The 24,328-nt window shown below is 68.6% G+C and carries 18 protein-coding genes and 4 pseudogenes; 8 read left to right on the top strand and 14 right to left on the bottom strand.

Annotated features, from left to right (window positions below):
• The first annotated feature begins 22 nt into the window (after positions 1 to 22).
• Positions 23 to 922, top strand: coding sequence for an MBL fold metallo-hydrolase (locus J1C73_RS02705; protein WP_207314904.1), 900 nt, complete (start codon positions 23 to 25; stop codon positions 920 to 922).
• A gap of 186 nt (positions 923 to 1,108) precedes the next feature.
• Here the strand turns inward: J1C73_RS02705 and J1C73_RS34405 are convergent.
• Positions 1,109 to 1,469: pseudogene (locus J1C73_RS34405) on the bottom strand (SDR family NAD(P)-dependent oxidoreductase); the annotation flags it as partial.
• Between J1C73_RS34405 and J1C73_RS02695 the strand changes: the two are divergent.
• Entirely contained in the window at positions 1,470 to 2,264 is a 795-nt protein-coding gene (locus J1C73_RS02695; protein ID WP_307797588.1) for a TetR/AcrR family transcriptional regulator, read from the top strand.
• Here the strand turns inward: J1C73_RS02695 and J1C73_RS02690 are convergent.
• The 3 genes from J1C73_RS02690 to J1C73_RS02680 are packed head-to-tail and all read right to left on the bottom strand — an operon-like array spanning position 2,218 to position 6,005.
• The gene (locus J1C73_RS02690; RefSeq protein WP_207314902.1) at positions 2,218 to 4,446 is read right to left on the bottom strand and encodes a xanthine dehydrogenase family protein molybdopterin-binding subunit; all 2,229 of its coding nucleotides are present in this window, start codon (positions 4,444 to 4,446) and stop codon (positions 2,218 to 2,220) included. The two genes, J1C73_RS02695 and J1C73_RS02690, sit on opposite strands and share 47 nt — an antisense overlap.
• A gap of 9 nt (positions 4,447 to 4,455) precedes the next feature.
• On the bottom strand, positions 4,456 to 5,439 hold the full coding sequence (locus tag J1C73_RS02685) for an FAD binding domain-containing protein (RefSeq protein ID WP_207314901.1): 984 nt from the start codon (positions 5,437 to 5,439) through the stop codon (positions 4,456 to 4,458).
• Positions 5,436 to 6,005 carry a 2Fe-2S iron-sulfur cluster-binding protein gene (locus J1C73_RS02680; RefSeq protein ID WP_372446640.1) on the bottom strand — a complete coding sequence of 190 codons (570 nt, stop codon included), beginning with the start codon at positions 6,003 to 6,005 and terminating at the stop codon, positions 5,436 to 5,438. The genes J1C73_RS02685 and J1C73_RS02680 overlap by 4 nt, the downstream gene beginning before the upstream one ends.
• 1,145 nt (positions 6,006 to 7,150) lie before the next feature.
• Here J1C73_RS02680 and J1C73_RS02675 point away from each other — a divergent pair.
• Positions 7,151 to 8,029: pseudogene (locus J1C73_RS02675) on the top strand (NAD(P)-dependent alcohol dehydrogenase); the annotation flags it as partial.
• A 280-nt stretch (positions 8,030 to 8,309) separates the two neighbouring features.
• On the opposite strand, the gene J1C73_RS02670 reads toward J1C73_RS02675, so the two are convergent.
• From J1C73_RS02670 to J1C73_RS02650, 5 genes are all read right to left on the bottom strand, one after another.
• Positions 8,310 to 8,819, bottom strand: coding sequence for a hypothetical protein (locus tag J1C73_RS02670; RefSeq protein ID WP_207314900.1), 510 nt, complete (start codon positions 8,817 to 8,819; stop codon positions 8,310 to 8,312).
• 43 nt (positions 8,820 to 8,862) lie between these two features.
• Complete coding sequence (locus J1C73_RS02665; protein WP_207314899.1) at positions 8,863 to 10,437, bottom strand: site-specific integrase; 1,575 nt, start codon at positions 10,435 to 10,437, stop codon at positions 8,863 to 8,865.
• A 15-nt stretch (positions 10,438 to 10,452) separates the two neighbouring features.
• Positions 10,453 to 10,782 carry a helix-turn-helix domain-containing protein gene (locus J1C73_RS02660; protein ID WP_207314898.1) on the bottom strand — a complete coding sequence of 110 codons (330 nt, stop codon included), beginning with the start codon at positions 10,780 to 10,782 and terminating at the stop codon, positions 10,453 to 10,455.
• A complete protein-coding gene (locus J1C73_RS02655) occupies positions 10,779 to 11,855 on the bottom strand; it encodes a tyrosine-type recombinase/integrase (RefSeq protein WP_207314897.1) in 1,077 nt (358 codons plus the stop codon). The genes J1C73_RS02660 and J1C73_RS02655 overlap by 4 nt, the downstream gene beginning before the upstream one ends.
• 221 nt (positions 11,856 to 12,076) lie before the next feature.
• Entirely contained in the window at positions 12,077 to 12,448 is a 372-nt protein-coding gene (locus tag J1C73_RS02650) for a winged helix-turn-helix transcriptional regulator (protein ID WP_207314896.1), read from the bottom strand.
• 92 nt (positions 12,449 to 12,540) lie between these two features.
• Here J1C73_RS02650 and J1C73_RS02645 point away from each other — a divergent pair, with 92 nt between their 5' ends.
• Positions 12,541 to 13,380 (top strand): SDR family oxidoreductase, encoded by an 840-nt coding sequence (locus J1C73_RS02645; protein ID WP_207314895.1) that lies wholly within the window; start codon positions 12,541 to 12,543, stop codon positions 13,378 to 13,380.
• 176 nt (positions 13,381 to 13,556) lie between these two features.
• On the opposite strand, the gene J1C73_RS02640 is transcribed toward J1C73_RS02645, so the two are convergent.
• Positions 13,557 to 14,282 (bottom strand): SDR family oxidoreductase, encoded by a 726-nt coding sequence (locus J1C73_RS02640; RefSeq protein ID WP_207314894.1) that lies wholly within the window; start codon positions 14,280 to 14,282, stop codon positions 13,557 to 13,559.
• Positions 14,283 to 14,386: 104 nt separating this feature from the next.
• Between J1C73_RS02640 and J1C73_RS02635 the strand changes: the two genes are divergently transcribed.
• On the top strand, positions 14,387 to 15,226 hold the full coding sequence (locus J1C73_RS02635; RefSeq protein WP_207314893.1) for a LysR family transcriptional regulator: 840 nt from the start codon (positions 14,387 to 14,389) through the stop codon (positions 15,224 to 15,226).
• 458 nt (positions 15,227 to 15,684) lie between these two features.
• On the opposite strand, the gene J1C73_RS02630 is transcribed toward J1C73_RS02635, so the two are convergent.
• The 4 genes and pseudogenes from J1C73_RS02630 to J1C73_RS02615 all read right to left on the bottom strand — a co-directional run bounded on the left by J1C73_RS02630 (position 15,685) and on the right by J1C73_RS02615 (position 18,901).
• On the bottom strand, positions 15,685 to 16,296 hold the full coding sequence (locus tag J1C73_RS02630) for a hypothetical protein (RefSeq protein WP_207314892.1): 612 nt from the start codon (positions 16,294 to 16,296) through the stop codon (positions 15,685 to 15,687).
• Positions 16,297 to 16,437: 141 nt separating this feature from the next.
• A complete protein-coding gene (locus tag J1C73_RS02625) occupies positions 16,438 to 17,034 on the bottom strand; it encodes a zinc ribbon domain-containing protein (RefSeq protein ID WP_242643611.1) in 597 nt (198 codons plus the stop codon).
• 223 nt (positions 17,035 to 17,257) lie between these two features.
• Positions 17,258 to 17,929: pseudogene (locus J1C73_RS02620) on the bottom strand (IS6 family transposase).
• Positions 17,930 to 18,001: 72 nt separating this feature from the next.
• On the bottom strand, positions 18,002 to 18,901 hold the full coding sequence (locus tag J1C73_RS02615; protein WP_207314891.1) for a bifunctional helix-turn-helix transcriptional regulator/GNAT family N-acetyltransferase: 900 nt from the start codon (positions 18,899 to 18,901) through the stop codon (positions 18,002 to 18,004).
• A 363-nt stretch (positions 18,902 to 19,264) separates the two neighbouring features.
• On the opposite strand from J1C73_RS02615, the gene J1C73_RS02610 reads away from it, so the two are divergent.
• The 3 genes and pseudogenes from J1C73_RS02610 to J1C73_RS35600 all read left to right on the top strand — a co-directional run bounded on the left by J1C73_RS02610 (position 19,265) and on the right by J1C73_RS35600 (position 24,215).
• A complete protein-coding gene (locus J1C73_RS02610; protein ID WP_207314890.1) occupies positions 19,265 to 22,474 on the top strand; it encodes an alpha-L-rhamnosidase in 3,210 nt (1,069 codons plus the stop codon).
• A gap of 68 nt (positions 22,475 to 22,542) precedes the next feature.
• Complete coding sequence (locus tag J1C73_RS02605; protein ID WP_207314889.1) at positions 22,543 to 23,472, top strand: LLM class F420-dependent oxidoreductase; 930 nt, start codon at positions 22,543 to 22,545, stop codon at positions 23,470 to 23,472.
• 313 nt (positions 23,473 to 23,785) lie between these two features.
• Positions 23,786 to 24,215 (top strand): annotated as a pseudogene (locus tag J1C73_RS35600) (transposase).
• Positions 24,216 to 24,328 lie beyond the last annotated feature (113 nt).

The following is a 24,328-nucleotide window of genomic DNA, read 5'->3' as shown; positions in this document are numbered from 1 at the left end:
TCCAGCGCGCAGGCTGGAGGGCATGGACACCATCGCGCTTGAGGACGTGGAGATCACCCGCGTGGTCGAGCTGCCTGCCAGAGGCAGCGCCCGCGACTACATCTTCCCCGACGTGCCCATCGAGCACTGGGAGGCGCATGAGAACTGGCTCGTCCCCACTTTCCTGGACCAGGCCGCCGACGAGGTCCGCACCATGATGCAGACATGGCTGATTCGCAGCGAGGGCCGGACGATCCTGATCGACACCGGAATCGGCAACGACCGGGAGCGCCCGGCCATGCCGGCCTTCCACCATCTGAACACCCACTACCTCGATGAGCTGGCCGCGGCAGGCGTCCGCCCGCAGGACGTGGACACGGTGATCTGCACCCATGTCCACGGCGACCACGTCGGCTGGAACACCCGTCTGACAGACGACGGGGAGTGGCGACCGACCTTCCCCAACGCCCAGTACGTCATCTCGCGCGCCGACTTCGACTACTGGAACCCGGCCAACGGACACCGGACCCGCTCCGGCCCCCAGATGGCCAACGTCTTCGAGGACAGCGTCGCCCCCGTACACCAGGCCGGGCAGACCGTGCTGTGGGAGGGCGAGCACTACGACATCGACGCCCAGCTCCGTATCGAGCCCGCCCCCGGCCACACGCCCGGCTCCTCCGTCGTATGGCTGCGGTCGGGCTCGGACCGGGCAGTGTTCGCCGGGGATCTGCTGCACAGCCCACTGCAGATCGCGGAACCGGGCGACTGCCCCGGCTTCGACGAGGACGAACCCCGCGCACGGGACAGCCGGCGCCGCCTGCTGGGGGAGGCCGCAGACCGGGGCGCCCTGCTGTTCCCCGCGCATTTCCCCGGACCGGGCGCAGCCGAGGTGCGGCGCGTCGGCGACCGGTTCGCGGTGAAGAAATGGGCGGCATGGCGGTAAGAGTGTTCTGCGGCATCCCTTACGCAGCCGCCCGGCCGGGCACGGCGCGGTTCACAGCACCGACACATGCGGACGGCCAATTCGGAGCCGACATCCGGTGGCCGGGGCCGACGCAGGGCGCCGGACTGATCAGACCAGCGTCCCGACGGGGCCTCCTCCGGGCTCCCCAGTCGTTGCGCTGCGTATGACGCCGAACGGGGCGGTCTCGGCCGCCGGCACGCGGGTGAAGCCGTCCGCGGCGAACTTCGCCGCCTGATAGGAGCCGAGCCCCGGGTGCCGACGACACGGCCGCCGATGGAGGAGAACTGCACGATCGTGCCGCCGCCCTGGGCACGCAGGACCGGGAGTGCTTCGGTCGAGACGTTGCAGACGCCCCAGAAGTTCGTGTCGAACTGGCGGCGAAAGTCGTCCTCCGGCGTGGTCTCCACGGCCGAGGCGTTGGCGTAGCCGGCGTTGTTGACCACGACGCGACCCTGCCGACCCGGTCGAGGGCCGCCCGCAGGCCCGCCGCGTCGGCGGACCGGTCGGTCACGTCGAGGACGACGGGGTGACCAGAGCTGTTTTCCTGCGGGCCCGCAGTCTCAAGGCCAAAGCCGCCCGGGAGGCCGAGATCCTCTCCGCGGCGGCACACCTCGCCACGGCGAAGGGCGTACGGGAGGTAGCCATGACCGCGATCGCCGACGAGGTCGGCATGCACAAGTCCGCGATGCTGCGCTACTTCGAAACGCGCGAGGACATCTTCCTGCGCCTGGCCGCCACCGCCTGGCACGACGGGTCGGCCGAGGCACGCGACCGCCTCAAGGAGACCGCCCCCTGGCCCGACACCGCCTCCAAGGAGTGGGACGAGACTGCCCACTCGATCGCCTCAGAGCTGGCCCAGTCACTGGTGGCGCGACCGCTGTTCTGCGACCTGCTGGCACACACCCCGCTAGACCTGGAACGCAACGTCTCCACCGACACCGTCCGGACGTTCAAGAAGGGCGCGATCGCCGAGGTCGAGCGGACCGCAGACACGCTGTCCGCGATCACGCCGCTGGAGGCCGACCAGGCGCGAGCAGTCGTGACGACCGCCACCTCGATAGCCGGCGCCCTGTGGCAGGTGGCCGCCCCCGGCACCCAGCTGCACGCCTTCTACGAGAGCGACCCCGAACTGTCCCACTCCGTCGTCGATGTCGAACCCCGCCTGACCGACATCCTGACCGCGCTGCTCACCGGCTACGCCATCGGCTCGAGCCGGCCCACCGGGAACCCCCGTGCCACGCCATTACCCCCGGACCGGCACCGTTGTCACGGATTCAATTATCCATCAGTGGTAGACCGGGCAGCACCTTCTCGATGGTGATGGGGAAGTCGCGCACGCGCACGCCGGTGGCGTTGAACACCGCGTTCGCGACCGACGCACCGGCCCCGCAGATGCCCAGCTCGCCGACGCCCTTCGCCCCCAGGACGTTGGCCTTGTCGTCGTACCCGTCAAGGACGACTGCGTCGACGTCGGGGACATCGGCGTGGACCGGCACCAGGTATTGCGCGAAGTCCCGGTTGACGAAGGCGCCGGATCGCAGGTCGACCACGGCCTCTTCTTCGAGGGCCGCGCCGGCTCCCCAGATCATGCCGCCGATCAGCTGCGAGCGAGCCGTCTTGGCGTTGAGCACGCGGCCCACCGAGAACACGCCGAGCATCCGCCGCAGACGGATCTCGGCGGTGTCCGCGTCGACCCCCACTTCAGCGAAATGGGCCCCGTAGGTGTTGATCGAGTAGTCCGTGTAGTTCGGATCGTCGCCCATGAAGCGGGTATCGCCTTCCGCCTCGACACCTTCCGGATGGTTGCGTGCGACGATCTCGCTCAGCGCCTCGCACGCGCCGCCGATAGCCACGTTGCCGTCGGAGAACACGGCGTCCGCCGGGTCCAGGCCGTGCAGCGGGGAGCGCGTGTCGTCGCACGCCGCATCCAGAAGCTGCTCGCGCAGGGCCATACACGCACCATGCACCGCAGTGCTCGAGCCGGCGGCGCCCCACGAGCCGCCGGACCCCCAGCTGGTGGGAAAATCGGAACGCCCGAGCCCGACCCGCACCCGATCGGGCGGCAACCCGAGCCCGTCGGCCGCGACCTGGGTCAGGACGGTGTAGGTGCCCGTGCCGAGATCGGTCATGTCCGTCTGGACGACGGCGGTGCCGTCGGCCTCCAGCCGCACCCGCGCCGCTGTCGGCCCTTGGAAGTGCCCGCGGATGGCGGCCGACATGCCGTAGCCGACCAACCACCGCCCGTCGCGCACACTCGCCGGGGCGGCGGGGCGGTGCTCCCAGCCGAACCGGCGCGCGCCTTCGCGCAGACACTCGACCAGGTGCCGGTCGCTGTACGGCACGTCTCGCTCGGGATCGACGGTGGGCTCGTTGAGGATCCGCAGCTCGACGGGGTCCATCCCGAGCTCATGGGCCAGCTCGTCCATCGCCGACTCGACCGCCAGCATGCCCGGCGCCTCGCCTGGCGCGCGTACGTCCGTCCCGGGCGGCAGATCGAGCGGCGCCAGCCGGTGGCTGGTCGACCGGTGAGGCGCGGCGTAGAGGCTGCGGGTCGTGGCGGCGGTCTGCTCGGCGTACTCCACGTCGGGGTTGGTGTGCATGGTGACGTCATGGGCGATCGCGGTCAGCCGTCCGTCCTGGTCCGCGCCCAGTCGAACCCGCTGGCTGGATGTGGGACGGTTGCCGACGAGCTGGAAGATCTGCTGCCTGGTCATCGCGACCTTGACCGGTTGGCGCAACTCGCGAGCGGCGAGCGCCGCCAGGATCGTCTCGGAATGGACGCCCAGCTTGGAGCCGAATCCCCCGCCGACGAAGGGGGTGACGATGTGAACCCGCTCCGGGTCGATCCGAAGCGTGCCGGCGACCGAGGCCCGCGCCGCGTCGACGATCTGGCAGCTGACGTAGACGACCAAGTCCTCGTCGCGCGGTTCCACCAGACACGCGTGCGGTTCCATCGGCATCGAGAGCTCGTACGGCGTCGTGTACTGCTGGTCGACCTTGACCTCCGCGCTGTCGAACCCGGCATCGAAATCGCCGACCGCTGTGTCGGTGGGGAGACCGGCGTTGACCACTTTCGGGATGTACACCTCGTCTTCCTGCTCGGCAAAGTTGAAACGTCCCCGCCCGCCGCTGTATTCGACTTCGACCAGATCGGCCGCCGCTCGGGCCTGTTCGAGGGTCGTGGCGACGACGAGTGCCACCGGCTCGCCGTAATAGTGGATGTCGGGGCCGGTCAGCACCGGCTGGGCGCGCCAGTATTCGAACGGAACGGACTCATCACGGACACCCTGCGCGGGGGCATTACGATAGGTCATCACCATCTTTACGCCGGGTGCGCGTTCGGCGCTCTCGGTGTCGATCCGGGTGATGCGGCCTTTGCCGATCGTCGCGCCGGCGATGAACCCGTAGAGAGGTTGGCCGGCCCCCCACTGCTCGTAGGCGTATGTGGCCCGGCCGACGACCTTCAATGGGCCGTCGACGCGGTTCAGAGCTTGCCCGATCATCTCGTCTCCTCAGCTCGCCTGAGCCGCTTGCGCCAGCGTGCGGCACAGCGTGCGCCTGGCCAGCTCGATCTTGAAGTCGTTGTGCCCCTGCCCCACGGCGTCGCGCATCGCGGCCTCGGCGGCGGCGCGATAGGTGACCATCGTGGCGGGACGGCCGGTCAACGCGGCCTCCGCCTCGATGGACCGCCAGGGCTTGTGCGCCACACCGCCGAAGGCCACCCGCGCCTCACTGATCGCTCCCAGATCGGTCGAGACGACAGCCGCCACGGAGACCAGCGCAAACTCGTACGACGCCCGGCCTCGCACCTTGCGGTAGATCTGCCGGCCCGACGGGGGCGGGGGAAGGAGCACGCTCGTGATCATCTCGCGAGGACGCAGCACGGTCTCGATGTGCGGCGTATCGCCCGGCAGCCGGTAGAAGTCTGCGATCGCGACGCGGCGTACCGACCCATCGGCGTCGAGCAGCTCGATCTCCGCCTCCAGCATGGTCATCGCGACGGCCATGTCCGAGGGATGGGTCGCGATGCAGGAGCCGCTGACGCCGAGGACGGCGTGAATCCGGTTGAACCCGCCGATCGCCGAGCAACCGGAACCGGGATCCCGTTTGTTGCAGCCCGCAGCTGTGTCGTAGAAGTAGGGGCAGCGAGTGCGCTGCAACAGATTTCCCCCGGTGGACGCCTTGTTGCGCAGCTGGCCCGAGGCTCCGGCCACCAGTGCTTCCGACAGCACCGGGTAGCGGGTACGCACTCGGGCATCGGCGGCCACATCGGAATTTGCCGCTTGGGCCCCGATACGCAGTCCGCCGTCGGGGAGCTCTTCGATGTCCCGCAACGGAAGCCGACTGATGTCGACCAGATGGCTGGGCTCCTCGATGTCGAGCTTCATCAGGTCGAGCAGATTGGTGCCGCCGCTGATGAACTTCGCGCCGGTTCTGGACACCGCAGCGACGGCGGCCTGTGCGTCGGTTGCTCGCTCGTACGTGAAGGATCTCATTCCGGGCGTCCCACCGCGATGCCACGGATGGCCGCGACGATGTTCGGATAGGCGGCGCACCGACAGATGTTGCCGCTCATCCGCTCGCGGATCTCCTCATCGGTCAACGCGATCCGCAGCGAGGTCACGTCAGCGGTGGCGTGGCTGGGCCAGCCCGCCTCCACCTCGGCGAGCATGCCGACAGCCGAACAGATCTGGCCGGGAGTGCAGTAGCCACATTGGAAGCCGTCACGCTCGACGAAGGCACGTTGCATGGGGTGTAGACCATCGGGATCGCCCAGGCCTTCGATCGTCACGATCTCATCGTCCTCGTGCATCACGGCGAGCGTCAAACAAGAGTTGACGCGTCGGCCGTTGATCAGCACCGTGCAGGCGCCGCACTGCCCGTGATCACACCCCTTCTTGGTCCCGCTCAGGCGCAGGTGCTCGCGCAGCGCGTCGAGCAGCGAGGTCCGTGGATCTACCTCAAGCCGTCGCACCTGATCGTTGACGTTCAACTCGATCGCCGAGAGTTGGGCCATCTCGCCCTGGCTCCGCCCAGCGGCGCCCGTATCCGAATCACTCACCACAGCCCTCCTTCCTCACTGGGTGCGGGTGTCACCCTGGGTATGCGTCGCCACTGTGGGGCGCGCTCCTCCTCAAGATCTCGCAAAAACCGATGGACCGCTCGTCGGAAAGTGCTCAACCGCGCCCGACTTACCCGGCCGGGCCGTTTCTGCGCGGCAGCCCGGCGCGCATCCCGCGCAGCCACCCCGCGAACCGGCGCCGGGCGGCGAGGATGCTCTCGAATCAGCCGGGTGGCAATGTGCGGTGGAGACTGACCACGCTCGATGAGCTGGCTTTCGGATCAGCGATCTGCTTCTCAGTGAAGCGGAGAGTCGATGGTGGCGGCGGGACCCGCGCACCTGGGTCAGCCGGACCAGACAGGGGAGCGTGGTTCGTGGGGCAGCAGTGAAGGGCGAGGCGGCCCCGATTCCGCCCCTTCCTCGAAGGGGACGGAATCGCCGCCCCTCACGGTGAGCGGCTGACAGCGTGCAGGCCGGACGGCGGCGGAAGCTAACGAGCTCGCACGGTCTCGCCCAAAACCCCTGTCGGTCAGGTGGTCGTAAGGTCCCGGACGCGCGAAATCCCTGCCCGGTATCCCACTCGTCCAGCTTCGGGCAGTCCCCGACCGTGATGTCTCGGACCATGCCGCCCTTCGTGGCCATGACGGTGGCGATCCGCCGCAGTGCGCCGTCCTTGGTGTGGGTGTTGGCGGGGTCACTCCGGCAGACGGCCGTCAGAGCGGCGAACCCTTCCGGGTCGCGGCTGCGTGCCATCTCGGCGGTCAGAATCTGCACCGTCCCCGGAGTCAGCAGCCACGACAGGCTGGGCCGGATGACATCGCCGCTGATCAGGGCGTCGAAGTCCTTCTTCGGGTCCTGGTAGGACCAGCCGGTGGCCTGGAGCCAGGAGCCGGCCATGCGCCGCCAGGCGATGTTGCCGACCGCGTCCGCGCCGCTGGCATTCCAGCGGTTCTGCCAGGTCTCTCCGGGAAACGGCTCCAACCACGTCGACGTCTTGGCCAGACCGGTCCTGCGGCGGGACTGGGAGGCCGAGCACGCCTGCACGAACGGCGGCGCGAGCAGGCGTTCCCGCTCCCGGACAGGTCGAGGTCGACATCCCGTGTGCCTGCTCGGTGGCCTTCCAGCCCTGTTCGGGGCCGCACACGAAAGCGCCCCTGGTGCCCGGTCACGAATTCACCGGCGTGGTGGCCGGGATCGGACGGGAGGTAACCACCTTCTCGGTCGGCGACCGCGTCGCGGTGGGCAACATCGTCGACTCCTGCGGCGTGTGCGCCATGTGCGAAGCCGGACAGGAGAATTTCTGCCACTCCTTCCCGACTCTGACCTACGGCGGCACCGACCGGCAGGATGGGTCTACCACCCTGGGCGGCTACTCCCGCGAGTACATCGTGCGCGACACCTTCGCCTACCCGCTCCCCTCCGGCCTCGACCCGGCCGCAGCCGCCCCGCTGATGTGCGCCGGCGTCACCGTCTGGGAACCCCTGCGCCACCTCGGCGTGGGGCCGAGCAGTCGCGTCGCTGTGGCCGGGCTCGGCGGCCTGGGCCACCTCGCGGTCAAGATGGCCGTGGCACTCGGCGCCACCACGACCGTCATCAGCCGCACCCAAGACAAGCGCGACGACGCCCGCAAGCTCGGCGCTCACGACCTCATCGACTTCACCGATACCCAGCACATGGCTGCGGCGCGCGACACCTTCGACGTCGTCATCGACACCATCTCCGCCCCTCACGACCTCGCCCCGTATCTGAAGTTGGTGGCGATGGACGGCACCCTCAGCCTCCTCGGGTACCTGGGCCCCGTCACCGTCGAGGCCACGGACCTGCTCATCGGCCGCAAGAAGCTCAGCTCCGCGGGCAGCGAAGGCCGCCTGGCGACAGCCGAGATGCTCCAATTCTGCGCCGACAACAGCATCGCCGCCGACATTGAAGTACTCCCGTCGTCACAGGTGGACACGGCACTCGACCGCCTCCGGCGAAACGACGTCCGCTACCGCTTCGTGCTCGACATGTCCGACCTGGACTGAAGAGACCGTTGGCCGGGCCATGACGTGCGGGCCGGCCAACGGCGCGCGCATGACCGGCACCCTGCCCTCTCACAGATGACCGTTTCTGAGAAACGGGCATCGTCGAACCCATCCCCGACGTCCTCTCATCGGTCCCGAGAGGCGATCCCGCCTCAATCGGTCGATCCCGGAAAGCGACTTGTCGCCTCGTGGCAGCTTCGGGAGTACAGGGCCGGGATCCCCGTGGGTTCAAGGAAACCGAAGGTCCTTCAGCCTGAACCCACGGGTCCACAGGTCTGCTTCAGGTCGGTAGATCCGTGGGTTCGGTTGGAACACGAGGGTGCTGTGCAAGCCGAAGAGCTTCGGCCGTGACATCGGCGTCGATCTGCGCCTGTGTTCTGTCGCCGTATTCGAGGACGTCGTAGTCGTCGTCCAGGTTGGCGAGTCGCTCGGCCAGAGGCAGCTCGTGCCCGAAGCGCTGATGGATCCTGAAGGCCAGCTCGCGTGGCGTCAGCTCGCCCGCCAGCATCCGGGCGGCAAGTGCTCGTGCGGCGGCTTCCTGTCCGGCAATGCTGCCCACTGAGTAAGAGGTGAGGCCCAGTTCGTCGAGTGCCGGGGGCAGGAGGTCGGGGACGTCGTAGTCCGCCTCCGCGCGTGTGCACGCGGCCAGGATCCGCAGGGCAGGACTGTCGAGGCCGGCAACGAGTGCATCACAGGCAGCAGTGACGACGTCGGTTGCGCGGATCTCGCCCATGCTCCAGAGAACGGCGCGGTCCTGAAGCTCGCGGGCTGCTGATTCGGTCGACGACATCTGTCCATGATCTCGTCAATCGGTTGAGCAGGTCGAGTGGGTTTCACCGCGATGCCTGCTCGGCGGCATCTCCCAGAAGCGCGCGTGCTGAGTCCGCGTAGCGGATGGCGGTCTTCTCGTCGATGCCGAAAACGAGGGCGAGGTGGAGCGGGTCGGCGCCGTGGGTGAGCGCCTCTTCGAGTTGACGGTCGACGCGGAGCCGTTCGAGGGTGGCGGTGAGGTTGCGGGTGGCCCGGGTGGTCCAGAGCTTGCCGGCCGGGCCGAGTTCGACGGCGGTCTTCTGGGTGATCAGCAGGTGGAGGTTGGCCGTGTTCGGCCAACGGTTGCGGCGGTGTTCGAGCCAGTCCAGGACCGCTCGGTGGGTGAGGTCGTCGAGTGGGCGGACGTGGCCGCCGACGGTGATGCGCCGGTTGCCCAGGTCGACGTCGTCCAGCTGCATGGTGCGGATCATCTTCGGCCGTGCCGCGTGGACGGCGGCCAGGGCGACGATGAGCCGGATGTCTGGGGTGGTGGCCGTGGCGATGGCCTCGTCGATGTCCGCCTGGACGAGGGTTTGGAGGACGCCGCCGGTCTGCCGGGGGACACGGATGCGGATCGTGGGGTTGCGGAAGATCTGGCCGTTCTTCTTCGCGTGCCGGAACAGCGACCGCAGCGCGACGATCCGGCTCTCGCGCTGTTTGCCGGTGACAGCGTCCCGGGCCGCGATGATGTCTTCCCGGGTGACCTCTCGCAGGTGGTCGTAGCGGCTGGACCACTCCAGCAGCACCGGCTGGATCTCCCCCAGGTAGGCCCATGTCGTATGCCGGGAGCGAGGCTCGGATCGCGGGCCACCGTTGAGGAGAGTGCGAACCCAGGCTTCGACGGCGCGGTGGATGCCCGGGGGCATCCCGTAGAGCTTTCGCTCCAGCCACCGGTCGACGGCGGGGACCCGGTCGTCGGTGAACAGGCCGAGGCGGTCGAGGACTTCGGCGGTCCGCACGACGGGAAGCCCGCGGACTCGTAGGGCCGGGAAGAGCCCGGAGTACCGGATCGATTCGCCTTCGCGGTAGCCGGACAGCACGATGACCAGGGCTCGGTTCACGTCGCTGGTGATCCAGCGGCTCCAGCCGCGAGCCTCGCCCAGTGCCCGAGCGGCCTGCCGGGCCCGGACCAGCCATGGATTGGCCAGGTCGGCGTGGAGTTCGCGGTCGAACCGGCGGAAGTCCCGAGTGACGGTGAACAGTGTCAGTTGCGTTGACGGCGTGATCACGCGAGACGGTTCGGGAAGTGGCGGTGGCTTCAGCACGCGCCGTCCGGCCTTGCCGACTCGCGGCCCGCCGTTCTTGGGCCGCTGGAGGTTCGCGAAGAACAGCTGCTGGCAGGTCACCTGCTGTAGGTACGGCTCGGTCACCGAAGCTTTGCCGCTGGCCTTGATCGCCCAGGTCGCCTGGGCCCGGCAGAGGCGGCAGTAGCCGTGCTTGTCATCGACCGGAACCTGCCGCCGGCAGCCGGCGCATTCGCCGACGGCGTGTTGCTGGCCGTAGGTGTAGCAGCCGCGGCAGAACCGGCCGGGCAGCTGCCCCCAGGCGAAACAGCCAGAGCAGGAGGCCGCCGGCTTGTTCTCGCTGATCTTCCCCATGGCGGTGTGACCAGGTCACATCGGCGGCAGGGAACGGCCGTCGCGGCGCTTGGGCACGACGGCCGGGGCCACCACCGAGCCGGTCGTGGCCTCTTGGACGACTGCCTGCTGTCCCGGGAGCTTGACCTTCCCGGGCTCGGGAATCAGCAGATCGCTGATCTCACATCCGAGCACGACGCAGATCACGTCGAGGTCCTCCAGTTTGAGGGAGACCGGCTGGCCGGACCACAGGCCGGACATCTTCCCGGCCGAGATCACCAAGCCGTGTTCGGCCAGGCTCCGCTGGAGTTCGGACGCTTTCCAGATGCCTTTGTTCGCGGCGGTCAGCCGCAGGTTCCACTTCATCCCATCAGTCCTTCCAGCCGCTTCGCGGCCCGCTGCTGTCCGGACAGCCAGGCGTCCTCGACCCGGGTCTGCTGGACGTGGATGTACCGCATTGTGGTGGCGATCCAGGAGTGTCCGAGGACCTCCTGGATACCGAGCAGATCAAGGCCCCCGAGGTAGAGCTCGGACGCGCAGAAGTGCCGCAGGACGTGCGGCGTGAGCGTGTCGGCCCATCCGGGCAGATGGGCTTTCGCCGCGGCGGCCAGGCCGTTGCGCAAGGCGTCGTCGCCGACGCGGCGCGCGGAGCAGTCGGAGTTCTTGCGCTCGGAGGGGAACAGCGGGGCACCGGGTCGGGTGTGGTCGTCGTCGAACTGGCCCCAGACGTCCTCGATGAACCATCGAAGCGTGCGGTCGGCACCGTTGATCAGCGGCACCATCCGCTCGCGTGGGCCCGACCCGCGGGCACCCTTGCCGTGACGCACGTGGAGCTTGCCGAAGCGGCCCAGGTCCCACTTGATGTCGGCCAGGTCGAGCTTGCATGCCTCGCTGACCCTGAGTCCGACCTGGGACATCAGTTTCGATGCGGTGTAGTTCCGTGCGGTCGGGGTGAACTTGCGGCAGGTGGCCAGCTCACCGCCCCAGCCGGTGAACAGGGTCTTGATCTCCGGCTCGGTCGGCGGGATCCGCAAGGCCGCGTCCTTGGACCCTCGCGGCCGGTTCATCTCGTCGATCGGGCACTCGACGACCCGCCCGGTCATCCGATGGATCTCGACCTTGTGCCGCAGCTCCAGGAACAGGAAGTACGTGGTCAGCGCCTGTGCGCGGGCCAGCCGGGTTCCGCTCGGCGAGCCCCGCAGCACCTTCCCGAAGTACCCGTCGGCGTCGGCCGGCTCCATGTCCCACAGCGGTCCGCCGAACCAGGCCCGCATCTGGTCCAGGTGCCCGACGTCCCCGCGGATCGTGCCGTCCGCCAGCCCCGCCGAAGCACGCGCGAGCACGAAGCTGGCGAGTACATCGGTCTCGAACTGTTCCAGCTCCTCCGCCGAGACCGGATCGCGGAACTCACGCAGGTCGCGTACGGCTGCCAGCGCCAACCCGAGCCTCCTCACCTTCACCCCGATCACAGATCGATCGGACGAAGTGAGAACGCTTCAAGAATCCTGAAGTTACGTCACCAGCTCGAAGAGCATCCCAAGGAGAGAGAACACCCTGGCCACGCGGGGAAGGGCTCAGCAAGGCTCAGGGGAACTCGCGGGATGTCGCACAAAACGTCGGTCGTCCATCGCGTCGCGGATGTGCACCAGTCGGCACCACGCTATCCCGTGCTCTGCGGCGACAGTCGCCGTGTGATCCGGTCGAACATCTCCGTCAACGGCTCGCCGACGTCCCGGCCGAACTCGGTCAGCCCGTAGGTGACCTGCGGCGGCGTCGTCGGCTCGACCTCCCGCCAGATCAGGCCGTCCTGGACCAGCGCCCGCAGCGTCTGGGCGAGCATCTTCTCGCTAATGCCCTGGATGCTCTCGCGCAGCTCGTAGAACCGAAGACTTCTGCTCCGCAAGGAGATCAGTACCCAGACCCCCCATCTGCTGGTCACGTGGTCGACCACACCGCGCGCGGGGCAGTCGGTGTGAAACACGTCATACCGCCCCTCCGCCTCAACGCCTCCACGCTGCACGCTTTCTGTCATGCCATGAGCTTACCCAAAGGTATGCCCTTACCAGAAGTTAGCCCCACTCCTAGCGTGAGGGCCACAGAAGACATCTGACAAGGGAGCTGAAGATGATCGTGGTGACCGGAGCCACCGGGAATATCGGCCGGCCGTTGACGCAGGCACTGACCGAAGCGGGCCAGCAGGTGACGGCGGTGTCACGGCACACGGCAGCGGTGCCCAACGGCGCCCGCCACGTGGTGGCCGACCTGGCCAAGCCAGTCAGCCTCTCGCCCGCGCTGGCCGGAGCGAAGGCGCTGTTCCTGCTGCTGTCCGGCGACCTGCACGCCACAGGAGCCAACCCTGCCGACATCATTGGCGAAGCTGCGGCCGGCGGGGTCCGCCGGGTCGTCCTGCTCTCCACACTGGGCGTGGTGACCAGGCCCAGCGGCCCCACGCGGATCGCGATGCGCGTACTGGAGGACACCTTGCGGGAGTCCGGTCTGCAGTGGGCCATCCTGCGGCCGGGTGGCTTCGCCTCCAATGCCCTGTGGTGGGCCGAGTCCGTCCGCACGCAACAGGTCGTCGCCGCGCCCTTCGGCGACGTCGGGGTACCGATCATCGACCCGGCGGACATCGCCGCAGTCGCGGCAGCCTGCCTGCTGGACGACCGGCACACCGGCGGCGTCTACGAGCTGACCGGCCCGCAGGTGGTCACTCCGCGCCAGCAGGCCGAGGCCATCGCCGCCGCCCTGGGCTCGCCGGTGAGGTTCCACGAGCTCACTCGCGACGAGGCCAAGGCCGCCATGACCCAGAGCATGCCGACGGAGCTCGCCGACGACACCCTGGACATCCTCGGCTCCCCGAGCCCGGCCGAACTGCGTGTCAGCCCGGACGTCCAGCGGGTCCTCGGCCGCGCCCCACGCCCCTTCGCCGACTGGGCCGCCCGCAACGTCGCCGCGTTCCGCTGAGACTGCGGCTCCATAGGCGAGTTCCGACTTCAGTGGCACTCGCCGAAAATGGTGTCGGCGAGAGTCGACTCCACCTCCGAGGAGGACGCGATCAGTGTCGGCGAACTGGGACGTGGTGCACGTGGGTCCGACGGGCGTCGCGGCCGGATCGACGAGGAACGCGTCCGAGTGGCAGGTCACCAGGGTATGACCCCATTGTCGTCGAACAGCTGGCCGGTCGGGCCGTCGTCCGGAAGGGTCGCCAGCCGGATGGCGATCGCCGCGCCCTGCTCGGGGGTCTGTGTCCCGCTGAATCCGTTGAGGTCAGTGGCCACGTAGCCGGGGCAGGCATTGTTGATCAGGATGTTGGTGCCGCTCAGCTCCTTGGCGTACTGGATGGTGACGGCGTTGAGGTAGGTCTTCGTCGGTGCGTAGGCCCCGCTGATCCCCCCGAGGTCGACGCCGGGCGTGGTCTGGAGCGTCAGGGAGCCGACGTGGCTGGACTGGTTGACGATCCGCGGGTGCGCCGAACGGCGCAGCAACGGCAGCATCGCGTTGGTGACCCGGATGACGCCGATGACGTTGGTCTCCATCAGTTGCCGCACGGTTTCCAGGTCGAGGGTCGTGGGTTCCTCCGGCCAGCCGCCGGCAACGCCGGCGTTGTTGACCAGTACGTCGAGCCGTCCGGCCTGCTCCTCGATCAGTTGGACTGCGGCGGTCACGCTCGCGCCGTCGGTCACGTCCAGGGGCACGCCGAACGCGTCGGCACCAGCCGCGCGCAGCCTTGCCACGGCGTCCTTACGGCGCTGTTCGTCCCGGGCGCCGACACCGACACTCCACCCCCGCGCACCCAGCCCAGCCGCGATCTCATATCCGATTCCCTTGTTCGCGCCAGTGACCAGTGCGCTCATCTTCTCGCTCATGACATCGAGAATGCCCCTGCTGCAGCCGGGCACCAACACCGCCCGGGTAGTGCAGCAATACCCGATCGGCATCGATCAGCTGTTTGCCGTCGTAGCCTGGGATCATGGAAATACGCGAGCTGCGGTACTTCGTCGCCGTCGCCGAGGAGCTGCACTTCGGCAAGGCCGCACAGCGCCTGGGGATAGCCCAGCCGCCCCTGTCCCGCGCGATCATCCAGCTCGAACGGCGGCTCGGGACCGCACTGCTCGAACGCACCAGCCGCAAGGTCACGCTCACCGGGGCCGGAACCGTGCTACTGACCGAAGGACGCCCGATCCTCAGCGCGGTGACCGCAGCCGAACGGCGTACCCAGCGGGCCGCGACAGCACACCCCGCTCTCGTCCTCGCCGTCAAATCCGGCACCGCGGGCGAGCTGCTGACGAAACTGCTCGACGCCTACGCCGCAGAACCTGGCGCAGCCATCGTCGATCTACTGCTCTGCGAGGCACACCAGCACCAGCAACTGCTGCAGAACGGGCACGCCGACGCGGCTCTCCTGCACTTGCCCTTCGACTCAGCGGCCGGGCTCGACACCGAAACCCTGTACACCGAAGGACAGGTCGCGATCCTGCCGACCTCACACCCGCTCGCCTGCCGCTCCCAAGTCCGGATGGCGGACGTCACCACACTGCCGGAGCTCCCGATGGCCCGCTGGCCCGGTCCCGGCGGCAGCTACCCAGAAGGACCGGGCGCAGAGGTACACAACCTGACACAGCTCTTCCAGCTGATCGCGCTCGGCCGTACCACCGTGGCTATTCCCGAGTCAGCCAGCGCGGGCTTGCGCCAGGACCTCTCCGCCGTGCCGATCCTGGACGCTCCGTCCGTGACAACGGTGATCGCCTGGCCGCCGCACAGCCGCCTTCGTACGGTTGCTGACCTGATTCGCGTCGCAACACGTCTTTGAACCCGGATCAGGACGGCGGCCGCCCGGCGACGGCCCCGATCAACACAGCGGAACATAGCAAGGCGGGCTTCGCCCTCGTCGGCCAGGGCGGTGCGGCCTTAAGACGGCCGGCGGGGCCCCGCTCCATCGCCAACCACCCCAAAGCCCCCGCCCCTGAGGCTTACAGTCCCACGTTCAGATCAACCGCGACATCCTTGAACATTCGCCTGCCAGCCGAGGCCCGCCACAACGCGATCGCGTCGGACCGGAACTGCGCACTGTACTTCGAGAGCCGTGCCACAGAGATCTGCACCTTCCAGGATCAACAAGATTCACTGTCAGGTGTGTCCACACCGCGGGGGTTATCTCACACGGCGGTGCCCCGCAGGAGCACCACACACCGGTGCGCCGGTGTTTGTGGTACGCCGGCCCGATTCCGGCGGGCCGGCGTACCACGTCACGTCGCGCGGGCGATCCGGTCAGTAGTCGTAGTGGTCGTTCTCGATCACTCGGAAGCTGCCCCCTACTCCGTTGCTGACGAACACACCCCCTTCGACGCGGTTCGGGAACACGCCTTCAGTGGAACCGTGGGGGCCGACGGTGGCGATGGGGGCACCGTTGTCGCAGGTCGCCCCGCTGAAGACCTCGACGGTTCGCCGGCTGTCGTTGAAGATGTTGAAGCTGGTGGAGCCCAGGCCGCTGGCCACGCTGACGCAGCCGCCGGGGAAGGCGGAGTACGTGCGCTCGTTGAGGTGAATCCTGCCCTCGTCGTCGTCCCGGCCTCCGTGACCCCGGTCCTGGTCGCCTCCGCGCTCGTCGCCGCCTCGGCCTTCGTCGTTGCCTCGGCCCTGATTGCCGCGGCCCTCGTCGTTGCCGCCTCGGCCTTCGTTGTCGCTCCGGCCTTCGTTGCTCCTTCCGGCGTCACCTCTGTCCTTGGGAGCCCCAGCGGGGGCTGGGGCTGCGGCCTTTTGGACGACCGGGGTGGCTTGGGGCGGCTCGTTCGTGGCGGCCGAGGTGAAGGTGCTGCCGGTGGCGGTCAGGGCCGCGGCGGCGGCGATGGCGGCAGTGAGGACGGTGGAACGTGCGGTCATGTCGTTTCTCCTGTCTCGGAGTCAGGTCGGCTGAGCAGCGGACCCGTCATTGAACGTACGTAGGGACTCCATAGCTGTCATATCGGGGCATATCAAAACGCCGATGCCGGAGCATCGGCTGGGACGGCAGTCACCCGTATGTCATTCGGGTGCAACGTGGCGCATCGGTCCGGGCTCGGGGAGCACTGGACCACCGCAGGTCGGCGACCGGTCGCCCCCTGCGCATACGGGATGCAAGTCGTATTCCTGTACGCCCTTGCGGACGACGGCGGTCGTCCCCTGCACATACGGGCTGCAACCTTCGTGACGTGCAGCGTTAGAACAGCTTTGCCTGCTCTGACGCGGGTTGGGGGACGTCGGCGAATTGCTCCGCCGAGGTGACACCGTGCCAGGCGGTCCGGTGCCTTCCCATTTCGCTGTCTCCTGCTTCCGGCCCCGAGAGGCCAGAAGTCTGATGGGGACTCCACTGGCGTTTTGCGTCTCCCCCGTGCCGGGGGAAACGGGTGGAACGGAGTGTGCGTCAGCGACGACGGCGTGCCGTTCAACGTTCCGGGCGGCGTTCAGGTCCCGATCCATCGCCAGGCCGCAGACGGCGCAGTGGAATACCCGGTCGGCGAGCGTCTGGCGTGAGTTTTGCCAGTCGCAGTCCGAGCAGGTCTTGCTGGAGGGCCACCAACGGTCCAGGACTGCGAGCTGGGAGCCGTACCAGGAAGCTTTGTAGGTGAGCTGACGGCGCAACTCGCGGGGGCGGAATCCAGGATGGCCCGGTTGAGGCCAGCTTTCTGCCGGACCTTCTTCCCGGTCGCTTCGATGGTGCCGTGGGCTGAGCGGGTCACGCCCGCCACGTGCAGGTCTTCCACGGCAACTGTCGCGACCCCGCCCGCTGGCGTTGTCACGTTGTCGGGTATGCGGGTGTCTGATGGTGCGTCGAAGCGTGGTGGGGCCGGGTGTCGGCCTGGGCTCAGGCCGCGGTAGGCCGGCCGGTGGCGCCGGTGATCTGCTCCCGGATGGCGAAGCGGACGGTCGTCTCGTCGCGGTGTCGGGGTGCGGTCATCAGGTGGCGGCGGGGTCGGAAGTGCGGTGAGATGCCACTGAACGCCGACAGGAACCACTGCGCTCCACCGATGGAGCGGAAGCCCTTCATCGCTCGTTCACGCTGCCGGGTCGGCCGATGGGAGTTCTCGGCCCGGTTATTGAGACCCTTATGGGATCGGTGCTCGACGGAGGGCATGACCTCGCGGTGGGGGGCGCCGTAGGAGCGGAGCTTGTCGGCGATGATCACACGGGGCACTGCTCGGGTCGTCTTCAGCAGCTTGCGGAAGAAGCGCCTGCCCGCGGCCTGGTCCCGCCGGATCTGCACGAGGATGTCGAGCACCATGCCGTCCTGGTCGACGGCCCGTCACAGGTACTCCCGCTCTCCGTTGATCTTGATGAAGAATTCGTCCAAGTGCCACTTGTCCCCCGGCCGTGGCCACCTGCGACGCAGCGAGTTGGCGTACTGCTGCCCGAACTTCACACACCACCGGCGGACCGTCTCGTACGAGACGATCACACCGCGCTCGAGCATCAGCTCCTCGACCTCACGAAACGACAGCGGGAACCGGAAGTACAGCCACACACAGTGCGAGATCACCTCAACCGGGTACCGGTGCCCCTGTACGACGGCGACGCACTCACCACAGACGGCTGGAGGGCATGAGCGGCGTCACCGCGATGACGCAGCGGAGATCCTCTTCTCGAACCAGTGGTCGGCGTACAGCTCCTCGTTGAATGCAGAGACCTCCTCGAAGCCGGTGGCGTGGTACAGGCGGATCGCGGCAGTGAGCGTCCTGTTGGTGTCCAGGCGCAACACGTCGCGGCCCTGCAGCCGGGCCCGCGCCTCCAGCTCGGCCAGGAACCGGCGGCCGAGGCCGAGGCCCCGGGCATGGGGCGCGACCCACATGCGCTTGATCTCTGCCGAACCGTCCTGCGGCAGCTTCAGACCGGCGCAGCCGATGGGCTCGCCGTGCAGTCGGGCGACCAGGAACAGACCGTGCGGCATACGGAGTTCACCCGCGTCGGGCAGCAGGCTCCGCACGGGGTCGAAGCCGGTCTCGAAGCGTTCCGCCAGCTCGCGGGAGTAGGACCGAAGGCAGTGCTGGGCATCGGGGTGCTCCGGGTCGACGGTGTCGAGTGTCACCGTCGAGGCGGTCAGCAGACGGTCGACCTCGGCCATCGCGGCGACCAGCCGGGCACGCTGGGCGGTGTCGAGCGGGGCCAGCAGGGAGCCGGCCAGTTCGTCGCTGCGGCTGTCGAGAACGGCACGCTCCGCGCCGCCCGCTTCGGTGAGCCGGACCTGGCGCACCCGTCTGTCCCGGGGGTGCGGCTCCACTGTGACCAGGCCATCGGCCTCCAGTGCGCGCAGCAGCCGGCTGACGTAACCGGAGTCGAGCCCGAGCCGTTCGCGCAGCCGGCGTACATCCTGGCCCTGCTCGCCGATCTCCCACAACAGCCGGGCCTCGCCGATGGGCCGGTCACAGGCGAGGTACTTCTCCTGGAGCACGCCCACGCGCTCGGTGACGGTCCGGTTGAACCGCCGCACCTGGTCGATCTGTGCCGTATCCATTCTCTGACTCTAGTCAGAGATACCCGTGCGGGACCAGAGGCGCGAAGTGGCCGCCGGGCCGGCCGGACGCGCCTTTCGCCGGAGCCTTCCACGACCGGGTTCACCGGCCACTTCGCCCGGCGGTGGTCGCTTCGCCGACCGGATGCGCTCCGCCGAAGAGGTTCGCGTTGCCACCTCCCGATCGATTGAAACCGTTCAAACAAGCAACTCGCTTGCATTGCAGCGAACATGAAGGACATACACCCGGGCAACGCCCCATCGAGAAACTCCCTGCATACTCATTGACCCCCACCTCGCACGCCTCTACGTTCAGCTACGTTCGCTCTGTGAATCGATTCATCACTTTCTATGTGAGGGGCCGCATTGATCAGCAGGAGGAACATCCTGACGAGCGCTGCCGCCACGGTGGGCGCCGTAGCAGCCGGAGTCGCACCGGCCACGGCCGCACCGGTACCGGCACCCGCCCAGGCGCATACCCAGCACGGTGCACCACGCGTCACCACGCCCACCGTCGAGTACGTTCAGCACCCCCTGGGCCTCGACACGCAACACCCCCGGCTGAGCTGGCCGATCACCTCGGACGAGCCGAACGTGCACCAGAGCGCCTATCGGATCCGGATCGCCTCCAGTGCGTCCGGCCTGTCGAACCCGGACGTCTGGGACAGCGGGAAGGTGATGTCCGGCGAATCCGTCCTCGTCCCCTACGCGGGGCCTCGCCTCAAGCCGCGGACACGCTACTTCTGGTCCGTGCGGGTGTGGGACACGGCCGGTGGCGAGTCCGGCTGGAGTGCGCCTTCGTGGTGGGAGACCGGCCTCATGGACCCCGCGCAGTGGTCCGCCACTTGGGTGTCCGCTCCCCCGGCCCTCACGGACGCACCGTCGCTGGAGAACAGCCACTGGATCTGGTTCCCCGAGGGCGAACCGGCCAACAGCGCCCCGAAGGGCACCCGTTGGTTCCGCCGCACCATCGATGTCGCGGACGGAATCACGGCGGCAACCCTCGCCATCAGCGCGGACAACGTGTACGCGGTCTCCGTGAACGGCACCGAGGCCGCGCATACCGACCTGGCGACCGACAACGAGGGCTGGCGCCATCCGGCGGTGGTTGACGTCCTCGCGCAGCTGCGTCCCGGAAGGAACGTCCTCGCGGTTTCGGCGGCCAACGCGAGCGAAGGAGCCGCCGGGCTGATCGCCGCACTCACCCTGCGCACGGCATCCGGGGAACAGACCGTCGTCACCGACGCCTCCTGGAAGTCGACGGACAAGGAGCCCGCCGGCGACTGGCGCGGGCCCGGCTTCGACGACAGCGGCTGGCCGGCGGCGAAGGAGGCGGCCGCGTGGGGGGCCGGACCATGGGGCAAGGTCGTTCCGGCGGTGTTCGCGGCCAACCAGCTGCGGCACGCGTTCGAGCTGCCGCGCAAGAAGGTCGCACGGGCGCGCCTGTACGCCACGGCTCTCGGCCTGTACGAGGCCCATCTCAACGGCCACCGCGTGGGACGCGATCAGCTCGCTCCCGGCTGGACCGACTACCGCGAGCGCGTCCAGTACCAGACGTACGACGTCACCACGCTCCTGCGGTCCGGCGCGAATGCCATCGGTGCATATCTGGCGCCGGGGTGGTACGCGGGTAATGTCGGCATGTTCGGTCCGCATCAGTACGGTGAACGCCCGGCATTTCTCGCCCAGTTGGAGATCGAGTACACGGACGGGACGAGTCGGCGCATCACGTCGGACACGGACTGGCGGGCCGCCTCCGGGCCGATCCTCTCCGCTGATCTCCTCGGCGGAGAGACGTACGACGCGCGCAAGGAGACCCCCGGCTGGACCTCGCCCGGCTTCGACGACCGGACCTGGTCCGAGGTGTGTGGCGCGGGCGAGGCCGCACCCGGCCTGATCGTCGCGCAGGTGGACGGCCCGGTCCGGGTGACCAAGGAGCTTCCGGCCAGGAAGGTGACCGAGCCCGCACCTGGCGTCTTCGTCTTCGACCTGGGCCAGAACATGGTCGGCTCGGTGCGGCTGCGCCTCTCGGGCGACGCGGGTACGACGGTGCGTCTGAGGCACGCCGAGGTCCTCAACCCCGACGGCACCATCTACACCGCGAATCTTCGCAGCGCCGCGGCAACCGACACCTACGTCCTCAAGGGCGGCGGCGCCGAGACGTACGAACCGCGCTTCACGTTTCACGGATTTCGCTACGTCGAGGTGACCGGCCTCCCCGGCACTCCCCCGGCCCATGCGCTGACCGGCCGCGTCATGCACACGTCCGCCCCGTTCACCTTCGAGTTCGAGACCGACGTCCCGATGCTCAACAAACTGCACAGCAACATCACGTGGGGCCAGCGGGGCAACTTCCTCTCCATCCCGACGGACACGCCCGCACGCGACGAGCGTCTGGGGTGGACGGGTGACATCAACGTCTTCGCGCCGACCGCCGCCTACACGATGGAGTCGGCCCGCTTCCTCACCAAGTGGCTCGTGGACCTGCGGGACGCCCAGACCGCCGAGGGCGCCTTCACGGACGTGGCGCCCATCGTGGGCAATGTCGGCAACGGCGCGGCCGGCTGGGGCGACGCGGGCGTCACGGTCCCCTGGTCGCTGTACCAGGCGTACGGGGACCGCCAGGTCCTGAAGGACGCCTGGCCCTCCATCCGGGCCTGGCTGACGTTCCTGGAGAGGAACAGCGACGGCCTGCTGCGGCCGGCCGGCGGCTACGGCGACTGGCTGAACGTCTCCGACGAGACACCGAAGGACGTCATCGCCACCGCTTACTTCGCGCACAGTGCCGATCTCGCGGCCCGGACGGCTACGGAACTCGGTGAGGACCCCGCCGCCCACCTCGATCTCTTCGCACGCATACGCAAGGCGTTCCAGGCCGCCTACGTCACCGCCGAGGGAAGGGTGAAGGGCGACACGCAGACCGCGTATGTCCTCTCCCTGTCGATGGACCTGCTGCCGGAGGCACTGCGGAAGGCGGCGGCCGACCGGCTCGTCGCACTGATCGAGGCCAAGGACTGGCATCTGTCGACCGGCTTCCTCGGAACGCCCCGGCTGCTGCCGGTCCTCACCGACACCGGGCACACCGATGTCGCCTACCGCCTGCTCCAGCAGCGCTCCTTCCCCAGCTGGGGCTATCAGATCGACAAGGGCTCCACCACCATGTGGGAACGCTGGGACTCCATCCAGCCCGACGGCAGCTTCCAGACCCCGGACATGAACTCCTTCAACCACTACGCCTACGGATCGGTCGGCGAGTGGATGTACACCAACATCGCCGGAATCTCGGCGGGCCGGCCCGGCTTCCGCGAGATCGTCATCCGTCCTCGCCCGGGCGGCGACGTCACCTCGGCCCGCGCCACGTTCGCCTCGGTCTACGGCCCCGTCTCCACCCAGTGGAAACTGCGCTCCGGCGGCATCGACCTGAGGTGCACCGTGCCTCCCAACACGACCGCCGAGGTGTGGGTCCCCGCAGACACCCCGGCCTCGGTCACCCACACCCGCGCGACGTTCCTGCGCGAGGAGGAGGGCTGCGCGGTGTACCGGGTCGGCTCCGGAAACCACCGCTTCACCGGGTAGGACGTCTCGTCACCACTGCTTGGTCGTAAAGTAGTTGCCCCATACACCTCATAGAGGGAGACACACCTATGCCGATCCCGCTCGGTCTTGGCCTTCCGCAGATGAAGCAGTACGACCTCGGCCACGATGTGGCCGAGGTGGCACGGGCAGCGGAAGCAGTCGGGTACGAGAGTCTGTGGGTGTTCGAGCGGGTTCTGTTTCCCGAGCCCGCCACCCAGGGTCTGTACGGAGTTCCGGGGCTGGCCTGGCCGGAGCACTACCGCAGCGTCGCCGACCCGTTGGTCACCCTGACCCTGGCCGCCGCGGCCACCGACCGCGCCCGGCTCGGGACCAGCGTTCTCGTCGCGCCGCTCCATGTCCCCTTCCAGCTGGCCCGGTCGCTCGCCTCGCTGGACGTCGCCAGCGGTGGCCGGGTGATCGCGGGGCTGGGAACGGGCTGGTCCCTGGACGAGTACGCGGCCGCGGCCGTCGCCCCCTTCGAGAAGCGCGGCGCGGTCCTGGACGAGCTGCTCGACGTGTGCGCGGCCGTCTGGGGGCCGGACCCCGTCTCCTACAAGGGGGATCTGACCACGATCGCCCCGTCCGAGGTGGGGCCCAAACCGGCTCGTCCCATCCCCGTCTTCCTCCCGGCGAGCGGCCCCCGGGCCATTCGCCGTCTGGTCGACCGGGCCGACGGCTGGATGCCCGTGGCCATGGGCGCGTCGCAGCTGGCCGAGCAGTGGAAGCGGGTGCGGGACGTCGCCGCCGAGCGGGGGCGTGACCGGCCGGTCGGTGTCTGTGCCCGTGCCAACGCGCGGTACAGCGCCAAGCCGGCGGAGGGCCAGGGCCGGCAGCCGTTCCACGGAAATGTCGCGCAGATCGTGGAGGATCTGGTGGCCCACGCCGCGACGGGCGTTCCGGAGATCATGCTGGACCTCCAGGGCACCACCCGTGACGCCATGGAGCTCATCGACGTGGCGACCGAGGTGTACGAGGCAGCGCGAGCAGCCGGGATCTGAGCCTGGCCGCCCGGGACGGGTCGGCCGTCCCGGGCGGGCAGCCGGTGCGACAGGTGTGCGGGGCGAGGACCCGGTACCCGGGGCCGGGTTCGTCCGCGGTCACACCGGCAGGACTTCGGGGGTCGGCCTCAGAACACCTGACGACGAGGGGAACGCGGCCGATGGACGACCGCACGTCGCTGGCCCGGCGGTTCGAGGAGGACAGGGCACATCCGAGCGGACGGTTCGTTGCTCTTTGAGTGATTCTATCGTCGCAGCCTGCGGGGGTGGGTGTGCGCGGAATCTTTTGGTCCGTGGTCGGTTGGGGTGGCGGGTGAGTGAACGCAAGCCGTACCCGGGCGACTTATCGGCTGAGCAGTGGTCGTTGGTCGAGCCGGTAATCACGGCGTGGAAGAACCGGCACCGCTCGGTCAGCGGCCACCAGGGCGCCTAACTCGATGCGGGAGATCCTCAACTCGATCCTCTACCAGAGCCGGACCGGCTGCCAGTGGGCCCAACTCCCGCACGATCTGCCGCAGAAGTGCGCGACGTGACAAGGGGTTCGTCCCGCAGCCGAAGCGGTGGGTGGTCGAGCAGACCAACGGGATCCTGACACACGTGACCGGCGCCTGGTCCGCGACTAGGAACACTGCCCGGCCTCGTGCGTCTCCCGCGTCTACTGGGCCATGACCCATGTCATGACCCGCCGCCTCACCGACGCGAACAGCCCCGCCTGGCCTGACCCGCAGACGGTGACCGCGTGAACGTCCAGCCCCTGCTCGACGCGCTCGGCATCCAGGAGGCGCTGCCCGTGCCATGGCCGACGGCCTCCGCACCCAGATCGGCGAACTGCGGGCCCGGCTGCGGGAGGCCGAGA

This window comes from Streptomyces laculatispora, from assembly GCF_017353455.1.
In the GTDB taxonomy this organism is placed as follows: domain Bacteria; phylum Actinomycetota; class Actinomycetes; order Streptomycetales; family Streptomycetaceae; genus Streptomyces; species Streptomyces laculatispora.
Note: the sequence above shows the minus strand (reverse complement) of the source record. Positions and strands in the feature narration are given on the sequence as shown.

What these genes read in the sequence shown, in the direction of transcription:
- J1C73_RS02645 (WP_207314895.1), top strand. Translation starts at nt 12,541, where the DNA reads ATGATCGTGGTGACCGGAGCCACCGGGAATATCGGCCGGCCGTTGACG.
- J1C73_RS02615 (WP_207314891.1), bottom strand. Translation starts at nt 18,901, where the DNA reads ATGGATACGGCACAGATCGACCAGGTGCGGCGGTTCAACCGGACCGTC.
- J1C73_RS02670 (WP_207314900.1), bottom strand. Translation starts at nt 8,819, where the DNA reads ATGTCGTCGACCGAATCAGCAGCCCGCGAGCTTCAGGACCGCGCCGTT.
- J1C73_RS02640 (WP_207314894.1), bottom strand. Translation starts at nt 14,282, where the DNA reads ATGAGCGAGAAGATGAGCGCACTGGTCACTGGCGCGAACAAGGGAATC.
- J1C73_RS02685 (WP_207314901.1), bottom strand. Translation starts at nt 5,439, where the DNA reads ATGAGATCCTTCACGTACGAGCGAGCAACCGACGCACAGGCCGCCGTC.
- J1C73_RS02705 (WP_207314904.1), top strand. Translation starts at nt 23, where the DNA reads ATGGACACCATCGCGCTTGAGGACGTGGAGATCACCCGCGTGGTCGAG.
- J1C73_RS02660 (WP_207314898.1), bottom strand. Translation starts at nt 10,782, where the DNA reads ATGAAGTGGAACCTGCGGCTGACCGCCGCGAACAAAGGCATCTGGAAA.
- J1C73_RS02690 (WP_207314902.1), bottom strand. Translation starts at nt 4,446, where the DNA reads ATGATCGGGCAAGCTCTGAACCGCGTCGACGGCCCATTGAAGGTCGTC.
- J1C73_RS02605 (WP_207314889.1), top strand. Translation starts at nt 22,543, where the DNA reads ATGCCGATCCCGCTCGGTCTTGGCCTTCCGCAGATGAAGCAGTACGAC.
- J1C73_RS02635 (WP_207314893.1), top strand. Translation starts at nt 14,387, where the DNA reads ATGGAAATACGCGAGCTGCGGTACTTCGTCGCCGTCGCCGAGGAGCTG.
- J1C73_RS02665 (WP_207314899.1), bottom strand. Translation starts at nt 10,437, where the DNA reads ATGGGGAAGATCAGCGAGAACAAGCCGGCGGCCTCCTGCTCTGGCTGT.
- J1C73_RS02630 (WP_207314892.1), bottom strand. Translation starts at nt 16,296, where the DNA reads ATGACCGCACGTTCCACCGTCCTCACTGCCGCCATCGCCGCCGCCGCG.
- J1C73_RS02650 (WP_207314896.1), bottom strand. Translation starts at nt 12,448, where the DNA reads ATGACAGAAAGCGTGCAGCGTGGAGGCGTTGAGGCGGAGGGGCGGTAT.